Annotated in this window: 12 protein-coding genes, 1 tRNA gene and 1 pseudogene; 9 read left to right on the forward strand and 5 right to left on the reverse strand. The window is 41.0% G+C overall.

Annotated features, from left to right (window positions below; all coding sequences use genetic code 11):
- Positions 1–45: 45 nt before the first annotated feature.
- A complete protein-coding gene (locus NFS43_RS02600) occupies positions 46–1,140 on the forward strand; it encodes an AI-2E family transporter (RefSeq protein ID WP_251549205.1) in 1,095 nt (364 codons plus the stop codon).
- 84 nt (positions 1,141–1,224) lie between these two features.
- On the opposite strand, the gene NFS43_RS02605 is transcribed toward NFS43_RS02600, so the two are convergent.
- The gene (locus NFS43_RS02605) at positions 1,225–1,581 is read right to left on the reverse strand and encodes a winged helix-turn-helix transcriptional regulator (protein ID WP_251549206.1); all 357 of its coding nucleotides are present in this window, start codon (positions 1,579–1,581) and stop codon (positions 1,225–1,227) included.
- Between the two features lie 135 nt (positions 1,582–1,716).
- Between NFS43_RS02605 and NFS43_RS02610 the strand changes: the two genes are divergently transcribed.
- From NFS43_RS02610 to NFS43_RS02635, 6 genes and pseudogenes are all read left to right on the forward strand, one after another.
- Positions 1,717–2,775: an LLM class flavin-dependent oxidoreductase gene (locus NFS43_RS02610; protein WP_251549207.1), complete on the forward strand. Its 1,059-nt coding sequence runs from the start codon at positions 1,717–1,719 to the stop codon at positions 2,773–2,775.
- A gap of 10 nt (positions 2,776–2,785) precedes the next feature.
- Positions 2,786–3,352 carry an NADPH-dependent FMN reductase gene (locus tag NFS43_RS02615; RefSeq protein ID WP_251549208.1) on the forward strand — a complete coding sequence of 189 codons (567 nt, stop codon included), beginning with the start codon at positions 2,786–2,788 and terminating at the stop codon, positions 3,350–3,352.
- A 184-nt stretch (positions 3,353–3,536) separates the two neighbouring features.
- A pseudogene (tnpA, locus tag NFS43_RS02620) lies at positions 3,537–3,949 on the forward strand (IS200/IS605 family transposase).
- A gap of 3 nt (positions 3,950–3,952) precedes the next feature.
- Positions 3,953–4,348 (forward strand): RNA-guided endonuclease InsQ/TnpB family protein, encoded by a 396-nt coding sequence (locus tag NFS43_RS02625; RefSeq protein ID WP_251549209.1) that lies wholly within the window; start codon positions 3,953–3,955, stop codon positions 4,346–4,348.
- 224 nt (positions 4,349–4,572) lie between these two features.
- On the forward strand, positions 4,573–5,481 hold the full coding sequence (gene murB / locus NFS43_RS02630) for a UDP-N-acetylmuramate dehydrogenase (protein ID WP_251549210.1): 909 nt from the start codon (positions 4,573–4,575) through the stop codon (positions 5,479–5,481).
- A gap of 307 nt (positions 5,482–5,788) precedes the next feature.
- Positions 5,789–8,710, forward strand: coding sequence for a glycosyl hydrolase 115 family protein (locus tag NFS43_RS02635; RefSeq protein ID WP_251549211.1), 2,922 nt, complete (start codon positions 5,789–5,791; stop codon positions 8,708–8,710).
- Positions 8,711–9,065: 355 nt separating this feature from the next.
- On the opposite strand, the gene NFS43_RS02640 is transcribed toward NFS43_RS02635, so the two are convergent.
- The 4 genes from NFS43_RS02640 to NFS43_RS24645 form a co-directional block, all read right to left on the reverse strand.
- Positions 9,066–9,278 (reverse strand): hypothetical protein, encoded by a 213-nt coding sequence (locus NFS43_RS02640; protein WP_251549212.1) that lies wholly within the window; start codon positions 9,276–9,278, stop codon positions 9,066–9,068.
- A 186-nt stretch (positions 9,279–9,464) separates the two neighbouring features.
- Positions 9,465–9,538, reverse strand: a tRNA-Arg gene (locus NFS43_RS02645).
- Positions 9,539–9,623: 85 nt separating this feature from the next.
- Positions 9,624–9,863, reverse strand: coding sequence for a TMEM164 family acyltransferase (locus NFS43_RS02650; protein ID WP_251549213.1), 240 nt, complete (start codon positions 9,861–9,863; stop codon positions 9,624–9,626).
- A gap of 40 nt (positions 9,864–9,903) precedes the next feature.
- Positions 9,904–10,122 (reverse strand): TMEM164 family acyltransferase, encoded by a 219-nt coding sequence (locus NFS43_RS24645; RefSeq protein ID WP_478354346.1) that lies wholly within the window; start codon positions 10,120–10,122, stop codon positions 9,904–9,906.
- A 156-nt stretch (positions 10,123–10,278) separates the two neighbouring features.
- Here NFS43_RS24645 and mutS point away from each other — a divergent pair, with 156 nt between their 5' ends.
- Complete coding sequence (gene mutS / locus NFS43_RS02660) at positions 10,279–12,888, forward strand: DNA mismatch repair protein MutS (RefSeq protein ID WP_251549253.1); 2,610 nt, start codon at positions 10,279–10,281, stop codon at positions 12,886–12,888.
- Between the two features lie 21 nt (positions 12,889–12,909).
- Positions 12,910–14,859, forward strand: coding sequence for a DNA mismatch repair endonuclease MutL (gene mutL, locus NFS43_RS02665; protein ID WP_251549215.1), 1,950 nt, complete (start codon positions 12,910–12,912; stop codon positions 14,857–14,859).
- Positions 14,860–14,968: the final 109 nt, after the last annotated feature.

Consider the following 14,968-nt stretch of genomic DNA (forward strand, 5'->3'; position numbering starts at 1 on the left):
TACTTTTACTATAAAAAATCCGAAAAAGAATATGAGGTACGTGCATTGTCAAAGTCGAAATTGCAATTCTGGCTGATTCAGATTTTATTGATTGTATCAATCATTTATGTATCAAGTAAGATTTCCTTTTTATTTCAACCAATTGGCATCTTTTTCTCAACCATCTTTTTCCCGATTCTCATCACCGGATTCCTGTTTTTCATGCTGAATCCAATAGTTAATTTTCTCGAGCGGCGAAAAGTCCCTCGAGTGATAGCAATCCTGATTATTTATGTAGTCGTTGCAGGAGTTCTGGTATTGGCAATTGGCAATCTCGTGCCTGCTATTACGAAGCAGGTCACTTCTCTTGCGAATGAAATACCGGATTACGCAGATAAAACCATGAATTTTGTGGAGGATTTGTCTAAATCCTCCGAATTCAAGCGGTTTATAGACGAACAAAATAATTTGATTGAAACGGTTCAAAAAAGGCTGATCGAATTTGCCAATACCCTGCCGGATAATATTACACGAGGACTTGGCAATATCATCGGCGTCATTGCCAATATCGCGGTTATTCTCGTTACAGTACCGTTTTTGCTATTTTACATGTTTAAGGATGGGAAGAAATTTCCTCTGGCTGTCAGCAAGTTTATTCCGTCAGAGTACAGGGAGGAAGGGCTCTCAATATTAAAAGAAACGGGGGAGACCCTTTCGGCTTATATCCAAGGGCAAGTAACGGTTGCACTGGCGGTCGGGTTGTTGTCGTTTATAGGTTACTTGATTATTGATATGCCCTATGCACTTGTGCTTGCTCTTTTGGTTGCCCTAACCAACATTATCCCCTATGTTGGCCCATTTTTGGGAGGTGCACCGGCCGTCCTGATTGCCCTTTTTGATTCACCGACAAAAGCGTTGCTTGTCGTGCTGGTCATCTTAATTGCCCAGCAAATCGAAGGGAACTTGTTGTCACCCATGATTCTTGGCAAGACGTTAGATACCCACCCTGCAACGATTATCATTATTTTATTAGCAGCAGGAAATTTGGCAGGTATACTCGGAATGGTTTTGGGTGTGCCAACCTATGCCGTTTCGAAAACGATTGTCTTGAATGTAGTCAAATTCTTAAGGGCCAGAAAAAGGGCAAATAATACGGCCTGAGAAAGGAATGAAAAACGCTATGGACCACATGAACTGTAAAATGTGATCCATAGCGTTTTATTGTTTATTCCTTAAATAGGCAGCTTATTTGAGCATTTCTCTGTTCTGGCTCATTTTTTGTTGTTTATGCAATAGGTGTTTTTCTCCCCAATTATGCATTGCATTTAAAATCGGCTCTAAGGTCCTGCCATAATCAGTGATTGAATATTCAACTTTTGGGGGAACCACTGGATAAACGACCCGACGTATAATATCCTCTTCTTCTAATTCACGCAGCTGGTTCGTCAGCATTTTTTGCGTAATCCCGGGAATATTAGTTTTGAGTTCGCTAAATCGTTGAGTGCCATTTTTTAACAGATACAATAAAATAATGGGTTTCCACTTGCCAACCAATATCCCTAATGCATCTTCCACACGGCACAACTGCGGCTCAATTTCCATTTATATTTCCTCCTTAGTATCCTTTTTTATACTATACCACTTTTAAGTGCGTACTTCATAAAGTCGAGACTAAGAGTAATAATTACATTGTCTGTTTAAATCATTTAAAAAACGTAAATAGGATAGGTGAAATAGATGGAAAAATATCGAATCGACCCAAACAAAGGTCTTGAATTCGGACTTTATACATTAGGGGACCATATCCCAGATCCCAATACTGGAAAACGCATTTCAGCTCAGCAGCGGATTAATGAAATTATTGAGTTGGCTAAGCTTGCTGAAGAAGCAGGAATTGACTTTTTTAGTGTCGGTGAAAGCCACCAGGAGTACTTTGCCACACAGGCGCACACGGTTGTCTTATCAGCTATTGCTCAGGCGACAAGTAAAATCAAAATTGGAAGTTCCTCTACGATTATAAGTACCTCTGATCCAGTTCGGGTTTATGAGGATTTTGCCACGATGGATTTGATTTCAGGCGGCCGTACGGAAATCATTGCCGGCCGTGCATCAAGAGTGGGACTTTTTGAATTGCTTGGGTATAATCTCCGTGATTATGAAGAATTGTTTGAAGAAAAGTTTGAACTCTTACTGAAAATAAACGAAGAAGAAGTGGTGAATTGGAGCGGGGAATACCGTGCTTCCTTAAGGAACGCAAAGGTCCTGCCGCGCCCTCTAAATGGATCTCTGCCCATTTGGCGTGCCGTGGGCGGTTCACCAGCTAGTGCCATCAAGGCTGGATATGCAGGTGTCCCAATGTTCATGGCTCATTTAGGCGGGCCTGCTTCCGTTTTTAAGCGGACCATTGATGCTTATCGTGAAGCAGCAAGACTTCGCGGCTTTGACCCATCTGAGCTGCCCGTAGCCACAGCTGGATTTTTCTATGCAGCTGAAACAACGCAAGAAGCATTGCGGGAATATTATCCTTATATCAATGAGGGAATGAAGGTAACCAATGGGCAAGGATTTGCAAAACAAATGTGGGCTCAGGGTGCTGATCCACGGAATATCATGAACGTCGGCAGTCCACAACAAATCATTGAAAAAATTCTTTATCAGTATGAACTCTATGGGCATCAACGGTACATCGCGCAAATGGATTTCGGTGGTGTGCCATTTGAAAAATTAGTGAAGAATATTGAACTAATCGGAACGGAAATTTTACCAGCCATTAGAAAATATACCGCAAAAAAATAGGAGGAGCGTCATGAAAATTGTTGGATTATCTGGTTCCATTGTGGGATCAAAAACAAGAACCGCCATGAATTACGTTTCGAAGGAGATCGCCGAGAAATATCCTGAAGCGGAATTCACCCTTATCGATCTGGCAGACTATAGCCTGCAGTTCAGTGATGGACGTAATTACATGGAGTATGAAGGTGATACAGGATTCGTAACAAAAACGATAATGGAAGCAGATGCCATAGTAATTGGAACACCAATATTTCAGGCATCCATTCCAGCTACATTAAAAAACATTTTTGATTTGCTGCCAGTTAACGCATTTCGCGATAAAGTGATAAGTATGCTTGTAACTGCAGGCTCATCGAAGCATTTTTTGGTGGCTGAACAGCAGTTAAAGCCTATTTTGTCTTATATGAAAGGGCAAATTGTTCAGACCTATGTATTCATTGAAGAGAAGGATTTCTATAAGAAAGAAATTGTTAATGATGATGTCTTCTTCCGTATTGATCGTCTAGTAGAAGATACTGTCCTGCTAACAGAAACTTATACAAAACTTCGAGAAGAAAAAGAAGCTGCCTATGATTTTTAAGGATATAAAAGGCAATCTTCTATATTTAGAAAACGTGGACTATCATCTCTCCATTTCAATGGAGAGATGATAGTCCGCCCTCTTGAAAAAACCTCAGGTGATTTTATTATTTTTAAATACTATATGTTGTTAAATAAAATTACTAATATTCTTAATAACAGGATGTTTTTGATATACTATATGTATGAATAAAACAAATATAAAACATGCACGTACTTGTGTATATAATGTCAACTATCACATCGTTTGGTCGTAAAATATCGTAAGAAGGTACTGACAGCTGAAATTGAAAATGACCTAAAGGCACTATTTCAGGAAATAGGAAAGGAGAAGGGATTTGAAGTGGTTTTGGCAGAAGTGGATGAAGGGGACCACATCCATGTATTTGCCACTGCTCATCCAAAAGTAGCTCCATCATATATCGTTAAAATGCTAAAAGGGATCTCCGCGCGCAAGCTGTTCATGAAATATCCTGAACTGAAAAGGCAACTATGGGGAGGGCATCTTTGGAATGGAAGTTTCTATCTTGAAACCGTTGGGTCGATTTCTGAAGAGGCCATCAAAAAGTATATCGAAAATCAAAAGAAAGGCGGCTAAGTTATGATGCGTACCTATAAATTTCGCATCGAACCCACCAAAGACCAACGACAAAAAATCGACGAAACCCTTGTGTATTGCAGAAGGTTGTATAACGCTTGTTTGGAACAGCGGATCATTGCCTATAAAAAGGATGGGAAATCCCTCTCTTATTACAGCCAAAAGAAAGAACTGCCTCCATTGAAAGCCGCTTGTCCAGAATTTAAAACCGTCCATTCGCAAGTTCTCCAAAATGTGGTTGAGCGTCTTGATAAAGCCTTTCAGTCCTTCTATCAAAGACTCTCAAAAGGGGAAAAGAAACCAGGTTTCCCCCGCTTCAAAGGCTCCAACCGTTATCATAGCTTCAGATACCCTCAAAGCAAGAGAGGTTCACGTAATGGGCATATCATTTGCTTATAGTTACGAAATGATATATATATACTTTATATACTAATAGGTTTATTAAGTAGATATGCTCTTTATTTGAAAATGAAATAATAGAATCCCATTTGATCCATATAAAGATTTCAATAAACGGGCATGATTATTTTTGGTACAACGAAATAATCATGCTTTTTGCATGTTGGAATGCAGGATGGCAGGGAATCAGGCTTCTTATAATGACTAAAAGAGGAATGAGACTGATGAGCGGTTCACAAAAATGGATAAATAGGTTACAACAAATTCTTCCCGTCGAAAATATTAAGGTTTCAGAGTCCATTAAGAATTATACGTATACAAGATTAGGAGGACCTGCTGATATTTTTCTAACACCAACTAATTTCGATGAGATGAAAGTAATTCTACAAACAGCAAAAGAGTGCGATATTCCTGTAACGATCATTGGGAATGGATCCAATCTTATCGTTAAAGATGGCGGGATACGAGGTATAACGATTAGTCTTATGAAAATGAAAGCCATTAAAGTGGTGAATCAGACCCTATCTCTCCAAGCTGGAGCATACCTTAAACATGTAACGGAAGCAGCATTAAGAAATGAGTTAACGGGGCTCGAATTTGCTAGTGGTATCCCAGGAACTGTTGGTGGTGCCGTATATATGAACGCAGGAGCGTATGGCGGCCAAATTTCGGATGCATTAACGAATGCCTGGGTAATGGATGGAGACGGTCATCTTCTTTTGCTATCAAAGCAGGAGCTATTATTTGGCTACAGAAATAGTATCATTTCAGATAAAAAGTTTATTGTGTTAGAAGCCGAATTCCAGCTTGAAAAATCCCGTTATGAAGTAATAAAGGAGAAGATGGAAAAGTATAGATTGGCTAGAGAAAAGAAGCAGCCTTTAGAATATCCTTCATGTGGAAGTGTCTTCAAGCGTCCAGCTGGTTATTTTGCTGGAAAGTTAATTCAAGACAGCGGTCTTCAAGGATTAAGAATTGGCGGTGCAGAAGTTTCAGTTAAACACGCAGGGTTTATAGTGAATGTGGACAATGCGAGTTCAAAGGATTACACAGATTTGATCAAGGTTATACAAGAAACTGTAAAACAAAAATTTGGTGTTGAGTTAGAAACAGAAGTCATTATTTTAGGCTAACCATGACAACTTAATAAGCTGCTCAAAGGATTGAGCAGCTTTTGTTTGTGTGATTGGGCATACTTTAGAATTTTTAATCCATTATAGCAGTATATAAAAAGTAGAATATGTTATTATTTGTTTATACAGTCAATAGGTGATTAGCAGAAAATTCAACTAGAATAAACTACTACTACACTAGTAGTTGTAATCGGTTTCAATTAGGGCGGGCGAAGCTTCTTCCTATAAAAGATATTGATTGTATAGACTTTATAGAGGAAATGCATATAGTGATTATTCAAACTAGATTTGTAGAAAGGAATTGTTTATGGAATTTGTCATTAATCAAGAAATGTTAAACAATGCAGCGGCTGCAGAAGCTTATCCATCAATACCAGGTTCATTATTTTATGAAGAAAATGAAGCTTTAAGCGGCGTGAAAAAAATAGCCAAAAAGGTTATGCATGATGTTGAACTGGTTTTCGGAAATGCTCCACAAGCCACCTTGGACAGAATGCAGCTTGGACAGAATGCAGTTTTATATGGAACGGTGGATCACAGCCCAATGCTTCTTGAACTTGAAGAGAAAAAGATGATTGATCTGTCAGTGATTACAGGAAAGAGAGAAGTATTTTTATTTCAAGTGATTGACCATCCATTTGAAGGTGTTGAAAAAGCATTGGTCATCGCGGGAAGTGATAAACGCGGTACCATCTACGGCCTGTTTCATTTATCAGAGCTGCTAGGGGTATCTCCGCTGGTGGATTGGGCCAATGTGAAGCCGCAGCGAAAAGAATCTATTTCCTTGAGCGGAGACTTGAAATATATTTCGAAAGAGCCATCAGTCCGTTACCGCGGCTTTTTTATCAATGATGAATGGCCTGCCTTTGGCAGCTGGACGATGCAGAATTTTGGCGGCTTTAATGCAGAAATGTATGACCACGTTTTTGAATTGCTGCTAAGATTGAAAGGAAATTACCTATGGCCTGCCATGTGGTCAGCTCGTTTCAGTGAAGATGGGCCGGGATTGGCAAATGCAGAACTGGCAGACGAGTATGGGGTCATAATGGGGGCGTCCCATCATGAGCCTTGTTTGCGTAATGGAGAAGAATATAAATATCTGCGTGGAGAGAATTCGATTTATGGAGATGCCTGGAATTTTATCAAGAATAGAGAAGGGATTACCAGGTTCTGGGAAGATGGGCTGAAGCGCAGCGGTAAATTTGAAAACGTCATCACGGTTGGCATGCGAGGCGAAGCGGATACGTCAATCATGGGTAAAGAGGCTGCACTGGCTGACAATATCCAATTGCTTCGGGATGTGATACAGACACAAAATCAGTTGATACGGGACAATGTTAATCCCAATCTTTCAGAAGTGCCAAGAATGTTGGCGCTATATAAAGAGGTGGAACCCTTCTTTTACGGAGATAAGGATACACCAGGGCTGATAGGCTCGGAGGAGCTTGAGGATGTTATACTGATGCTCTGTGATGATAATCATGGAAACCTGAGGACTTTGCCAACAAAAGAAATGCGCAGCCATAAAGGCGGGTATGGCATGTATTATCATTTTGATTATCATGGCGGCCCGATTTCGTATGAATGGATCAATAGTTCATACCTACCTAAGATATGGGAACAAATGAGTATGGCTTACGACTTTGGCATTCGGGATCTGTGGATTGTGAATGTTGGTGATATTGCTACGCAGGAATTTCCATTATCATATTTTCTGGATTTAGCTTATGATTTTGAAAAATGGGGAACCAGTGCGATTAATCAGACCGATATCTATACAAGGCAATGGATTCAAACACAGTTTAAAGGTGTATTCCCAGAAGATGAATTGAAAAAGGTATTTGAACTGCTGACAGGTTACACAAAGATTGCCCATAATCGCAGACCTGAGGCCATGAATGCAGAGGTATATCATCCAGTGAATTACAGAGAAACGGATATGATCTTAGAGCAAATAGACCACCTTTTGGAAATGGCGGATGAACTATATAAGCTTGTGGATTCTGAGAATTTGCCAACTTATTTCTCTCAAGTCTTTTATCCTGCAGTAGGAAATCTCAATTTGCAGAAGATGTGGCTGCTTACCGGAAAAAATCATTATGATGCCAAGTTAGGTAAAATGGAAGCAAACAAATTGGCTGATCAGATCAGCGACTGCCTGAAACGAGATCGAGAGCTAGTGGAACAGTATCATGTGATGGATGATGGCAAATGGTTTGGAATGGGACATTCTGAGCATATCGGTTTTATTCGCTGGAATGAAGATGAATGCCAGAACCCGATCCTGATGCAGGTATTGCCTGCCAATAAGCCAAGACTGCTAGTTTCGGTGGATGGGACGGATCAGCACTCTGAGGGCAGCTCATGGCATATAAATAAATTATATTTAAATGACTTTCTGCAGCCAGATATGGAGGAAGCTTCCTTTACCATTTCTAGTATTAGTGATAGGACCGCAGATTTTACGATTACTTGTGAAAATCAGTGGCTGAAGTGTTCGAAGACGAGCGGCAGCTTAGATGGCAGAGAAAAAACAAGCGAAACCATTACTGTAACGATTGATCGCAGTGTCATGAATGGAGAGTCAGAAGGCAGTATTGTTGTGGAGATGCCGTGTGGTACCTGCACTATCATTGTAAGCGCTTTGCAGGATGATTTTAGTGAATTCCCTGATAGGACCTTTGTCGAGACCAATGGTTATATTTCCATTGAAGCAGAGCATTATTTTCTGAATCAGGAAGCAGCTAATCAGCAGGGAGATGTAAATAGATTTCAGGTGCTTCAGGGATATGGCAAAACGTTATCTGCTGTGAAGGCTTTTCCAACGACGGAATATTTTACAGCGGGTGAGGACGCACCATATTTGGAATATCATTTCGTGGTCCATGAGGCTGGAGTTTATGAGCTGGAATTATATTTGCAGCCTTCCAATCCGGTCACGAATGCTGGGACATTATTCTGTGGAATACAAGCGAATGAGGATAGCGTTCAAATGGTTAATACGCTTCCGGAAGGGTATCGTGTTGATGACCATAACTGGGCAGCTGGGGTGTTAGATAATATCCACAAGCACTGCAGCAGGATCAATTGTCATGAAGGATTAAATACACTTAGGATTTATGCGGTAAGCCCGGGGTTTGTTTTAGAAAAGCTTGTCATTTATCCAGAAGGAAAGAAGCCTGCCAATAGTTATCTGGGGCCGACGGAAACTTATTATGTAGGGAAATGAGGAAGGTGCACTATTTTTTATTACCAAAATTCCCCTATGTAAAAAAATAAAAAGCCTTGAGCTCAGTCCTGTCGGGAAATTTTTTAAATTAGAAATATTTATTCATTAAGCCCGAGATATTTGTAGTGCAATTGATGTAGGATGTTTGCATAAAATGCTGTTCTTCAGGAGATAATTTAAAAGCAGATGACGGTGTTCAGCCAAGTCATCTGCTTTTTTTTGTGAAAATATACAATATCAACTTAGCATTGGATTATGTCTATTGGGTTTGATGATAATCAGAGGCAGACTATTAATAGTGTGAATTCTTTGAGGATTATTTTAATTGCATTTTGTAAAAATAATTATATAGGGATTATTGTCCAAGTAGATTTCGAAGTTTTTTTTCATGTTGGGCATTTTTAAGGGTAAGATAATCAACGGTTTCCTGTGTTTCGGTCAATTCTACTCTAAAACCATTAAGCTTAGATTCAATACGATCGAATCTTTCTTCCATGCGTTCAAATTTTTCATCCATACGATTTTCAAGATCTGTTTTCGATTGATTTTCTATGTTCTCTTTGTGCAATAAATATAAGTCCCATTAGTATTCGCTCCTCCTTAAATGAAGGATGCTTGTCCTAAAGTCACAAAATTTCATGTCCTACAGCGTAGCCGAAAAACAGCAAAAAAAAGCGCTGATTCTACACTATGCATTAACCGGAAATAATAGAACGGCTACATTGCGTTAGAACAGCGTTTTCTGGCTTTAGTACGTCCCAGAGAGGATTCGAACCTCCGACCTACAGTTTAGGAAACTGTTGCTCTATCCTGCTGAGCTACTGGGACAAAAATGTTATGTAATCCTAAACTTAAAATAGGAACGTTACTTATTATATAGAGTTAAACGGCGGAGGTCAATAAAAATTTTTTATTATTTTACAGGCAAATCCTTTTGCTCCTTTACTGCATGATTGACTTTTTCCCGGAACAGCAGCCAAATGATTGAACTGAGTATGATTAACAATACCTCCATAGAAACGATATAGGCGGGATAAGGCCCTAAGTAATCCAATAAACTGGCACTAGACGGCTTATGGGTTAGAAACATATAGTTTCCATTCACTAATTTGTTAACCAATAAAATAAAAGGCATGAGAACATTTAAAAACACAAACAGTTTGACAATCGAACCAATGGTCGGCCGGTATCCTTTAACCCAGGTGAAAAACCAGCGGCACCCAGATCATGATCAAATGGGTTAAGAAAAAGTGGAAAAAGCGAAAATGAGGAAAATCATAATGCAGCACAGGCGTAATAATAGTCTGCGATGCTCCTAATAGAGCAGTAAATAATAGAATTTCATAGTAAAGCTTCTTTTTTGTCAAAAGCAAGAGAATCGTTAAAATCAAGCTAATGTTGCATAGTTCCAAAGGCAGGGCATGACTGGCAAGAATATAAACATCGGACTAAAAGCCGATAGTGAAGGGATTTTTAAGTGAATAGGATTTATCTGCCTAATCAAGTTGGCTGAATGTATGTTATAATAATTTGTCGAAGATACTCGAAAGATTAGAACAATGGAGGAAATTATGGCCTATACTCCTATGGTACAACAATACTTACAAGTCAAGGCAGAATACCAAGATGCCTTTTTATTTTTTCGCTTAGGCGATTTTTATGAAATGTTTTTTGACGATGCCATCAAAGCATCACAGGAACTGGAGATCACCTTAACAAGCCGTGATGGCGGCCTGGATGAACGCATTCCCATGTGCGGGGTTCCATACCATTCAGCGGCGAACTATATTGAAACCTTAATAGCCAGAGGCTACAAAGTAGCCATCTGTGAACAGGTAGAAGACCCGAAGACAGCAAAAGGTGTCGTCAAGCGGGAAGTGGTTCAAGTCATCACACCGGGAACGATGATGGAAGGCAAGGGGCTCGCTGATAAAGAAAATAACTATATCGCTTCCGTTACGGCATTTGATGACCAAACCTTTGGCTTTGCCTATAATGATATTTCAACCGGTGAAAGCAAGGTCACCTTGCTTGGCAAGAATTTTGATGAAGTGCTAAATGAGTTAGCCGTATTAAATGCAAAAGAAGTGGTTGTTGCCAGTCATTTCGATGCAGAACTGCAAAGGAAAATGCGGGAGAGAGACATTCTTACGATTTCCTTTGAAGATAATAGTTCAATAGAGATGAACTTTGCCCATTTGCTGGAAAACCTTAACCAGGATAAGTTAAAGCAAACCGCTGCAAGACTATTTAACTATTTGTTCCGCTCCCAAAAACGAAGTCTGGACCATCTCCAGCCAGTCACGACCTATCAAATTACCCAATTTTTAAAAATTGACTACTTTTCGAAGCGGAATCTGGAACTGACAGAGACAATCCGCTCGAAGGGGAAGAAAGGGTCCTTGCTCTGGCTGCTGGATGAGACGATGACGGCAATGGGAGGAAGGATGCTCAAAACTTGGATTGACCGCCCGTTGATTAACCGGGAAGAAATCGAGCAGCGCCATCATTTAGTGGGGGTTTTGATGAGCCGCTATTTTGAGCGGCAAGACCTGCGGGAAAAACTGAAGGAAGTCTACGATTTAGAGCGGCTGGCAGGACGTGTCGCTTTTGGCAATGTCAATGCGCGTGATTTAGTTCAATTAAAACGCTCCTTGATGCAGGTTCCATTTATCAAAGAAATTCTTCAATCTATGAGCCATGAAGAAATGGATCGCCTGGCGGAACAGTTAGATCCATGTGAAGAGGTAACGGATTTATTGGAGCAATCCATAGTGGACAATCCGCCGCTTTCATTAAAAGAAGGCAATATGATCCGTGATGGTTACAATGAACAGCTCGATCAATACCGCGATGCCAGCCGAAACGGGAAAACCTGGATTGCCCAGCTGGAACGGGAAGAGCGGGAAAAGACTGGCATCAAATCGTTGAAGGTCGGTTATAACCGTGTGTTCGGCTACTATATTGAAGTGACTCGTGCCAATCTGCATTTGCTGGAAGAGGGAAGGTATGAGCGGAAGCAGACCTTAACCAATGCCGAACGGTTTATTACACCGGAATTAAAGGAGAAAGAGGCTTTAATTTTACAAGCAGAAGAAAAAATCGGCGAACTTGAGTATGACTTGTTCACTGAAATTCGTGAAATTGTAAAAGAGTATATTCCGCGCTTGCAGGATCTGGCCAAAGCCGTCAGTGAACTGGATGTGCTGCAAAGCTTTGCCAAGGTAAGTGAAGACCGTCACTATGTGATGCCGATTTTTTCAGACGATCGAAGGATTGTCATCAAAGACGGCCGTCATCCAGTTGTGGAAAAGGTATTAAATTCACAGGAATATGTCCCAAATGACTGTGATATGGACAGCGGCCGGGAGATTCTGTTAATTACCGGCCCGAATATGTCGGGTAAAAGTACGTATATGCGGCAGATCGCTTTGACCGCCATTTTGGCACAGATTGGCTGCTATGTGCCAGCCGCACAAGCCGTTCTGCCAATCTTTGACCAAGTCTTTACCCGGATTGGCGCCGCAGATGATTTGATTTCAGGGCAAAGTACGTTTATGGTGGAAATGCTGGAGGCTAAAAATGCGATTGCCAATGCCACACAAAATAGCTTGATTCTGTTTGATGAAATTGGCCGAGGGACGTCCACCTATGACGGGATGGCGTTAGCCCAGGCGATCATTGAATACATCCACAATCGCATTGGAGCTAAGACCTTGTTCTCCACTCACTACCACGAGCTAACGGTTTTGGAAGAGGAATTGGCTAAGTTAAAGAACGTTCATGTTAGTGCGATTGAACATAACGGCAAAGTTGTCTTTCTTCATAAGATTAAAGAAGGTCCAGCTGATAAGAGTTACGGTATCCATGTCGCCCAGCTGGCAGAACTGCCGCCGGAATTAATCAAGCGGGCCAATGAAATTTTGACGGCATTAGAGCATTCATCAGAAGTGCCTGTTTCGATCAAATCGGCTGAATCAGCAGTAGAGCAGCCAAAGTCTGTCGAAGAAATGGCTCAATTATCCTTTTTTGATGAACCACAACAGCCGAAAAAGCAGGAGCCATCTGGAAAAGAAAGAAAAGTGTTAGAAAAAATCAAACAGCTTGATTTACTGGATATTACACCATTGCAAGCTATAAACATTCTGTACGACTTGCAAAAAAAGCTTAAAGGCTGATAAATGGAGGGAGGCAGGATCATGGGGAAGATCATTCAATTAGATGATGCTCTTTCAAATAAAATAGCGGCGGGAGAGGTTGTGGAACGCCCTGCCTCTGTTGTTAAAGAATTGGTGGAGAATGCAATCGATGCCGGAAGTACCGTAATTGAAATTGAAGCAGAGGAAGCGGGACTTGCGAAGATACGGATTACCGATAATGGCAGTGGAATTGAAGAGGAGGATGTGTTAATTGCCTTCCAGCGTCATGCCACATCCAAGATTAAAGATGAAAACGATTTGTTCCGCATCCGTACCCTTGGGTTCCGTGGTGAAGCCTTGCCGAGTATCGCCTCTGTTTCCAGACTAGAATTAAAGACCTCAACCGGAGAGGGTGCGGGAAATCTAGTTGTGATTGAAGGCGGTAAGGTGGTAAGTTTTGAAAAAACTTCGAGCAGACGCGGCACTGATATCACCATTACCGATTTATTTTACAACACCCCAGCAAGGTTGAAATATATGAAGACCATCCACACGGAACTCGGGAATATTACCGATGTTGTGAACCGGCTGGCGTTGGCTCATCCGGATGTCGCTTTCCGGTTAATCCATAACGAACGGAAGCTTTTGCAAACCAACGGCAGCGGCGATGTCCGCCAGGTGCTTGCCTCCATCTATGGACTGGCGATTGCCAAGCAGCTGGTTCCGATATCCGGGACTTCCTTGGATTATAAGATTACCGGATACGTTTCGATGCCGGAAGTGACCCGGGCTTCAAGAAACTATATATCAACGATGATTAACGGCCGATTTATCAAAAATTATCCATTAGTGAAGGCGATCCAGGAAGGATATCATACCTTGCTTCCAATTGGCAGGTTCCCGATTGTCCTGCTGAATATCGAAATGGATCCGCTGCTGGTTGATGTCAACGTCCATCCATCGAAAATGGAGGTTCGTTTTAGTAAAGAGCAAGAGCTAAATGAATTGGTGAGCACGGTTATAAAAAACACCTTTAAATCAAAGGTATTAATTCCTTCTGGTTATACACCAGCTAAAGCGGAAAAGCCAAAGTCTGAACAGACGGCGCTTCCGCTTGATGAGGGAACCCTGCCATCCAGTGTATATAAGGAAAGACCAAGATTTCCCGAGACCTATCTGGACAACCCTTCTGATTTTCAAAACAAAGATATTGCCATAGAAAATCAGGTGAAGGATCCATTTGGTTTTACACCGAAACACGAGGAGCCGGCAGTGGCTGCAAATGAAAAGGGATCGATGTGGGATCAAATCAATCCCTTTTCTTTCTCTAACTATAATGTGCCTGCTGAGGAGGAGCCAACTGAGTTTCCAGCTCCGGATGAATCAGCCTTCCAAGCTGCAGAGGAGAGGAGCGGCTCTAGCGAAAGCAGGGTGCCAAGAATGTATCCGATTGGACAAATGCATGGCACCTATATTTTCGCTCAAAATGAAAATGGGTTATATATTATCGACCAGCATGCTGCGCAGGAACGCCTCAAGTATGAATATTTTCGTGAAAAGGTCGGCAGGGTGGAGTCGGAATTGCAGGACATGCTCATGCCATTAACCTTTGAATATGCCTCGGATGATTACTTGAAGATCATCGAATACAAGCATGAACTGGAGAAGGTTGGCGTATTCCTGGAGGAATTTGGGCTTAATAGTTTTATTGTCCGTTCCCATCCGACGTTGCTTCCGAAGGGGCAGGAAAAAGAGATCATTGAAGAAATGATTGAACAATTGCTTTCTATGAAAAAGGTGGATATTAAAAAGCTCCGTGAAGAGGCTGCGATTATGATGAGCTGTAAGGCATCGATCAAAGCAAACCGTCATCTCCGTAATGATGAAATCCAAACGCTTTTGGATGATTTAAGGAAGGCATCTGATCCCTTTACTTGTCCGCATGGAAGGCCGATTATTGTACATTATTCCATTTATGAAATGGAAAAAATGTTTAAGCGCGTGATGTAATATTTGAGTTCCCTATAAAGTTAAGAAAGTCCAATTCGCAATTGAATTGGACTTTCCTTATACTATTTAATAAAAGTCTCTGTTAGGGTTCATTGTTGATTTTCGTGTG

Source organism: Neobacillus muris (genome assembly GCF_943193175.1).
Taxonomy (GTDB): Bacteria; Bacillota; Bacilli; order Bacillales; family Cytobacillaceae; genus Neobacillus; species Neobacillus muris.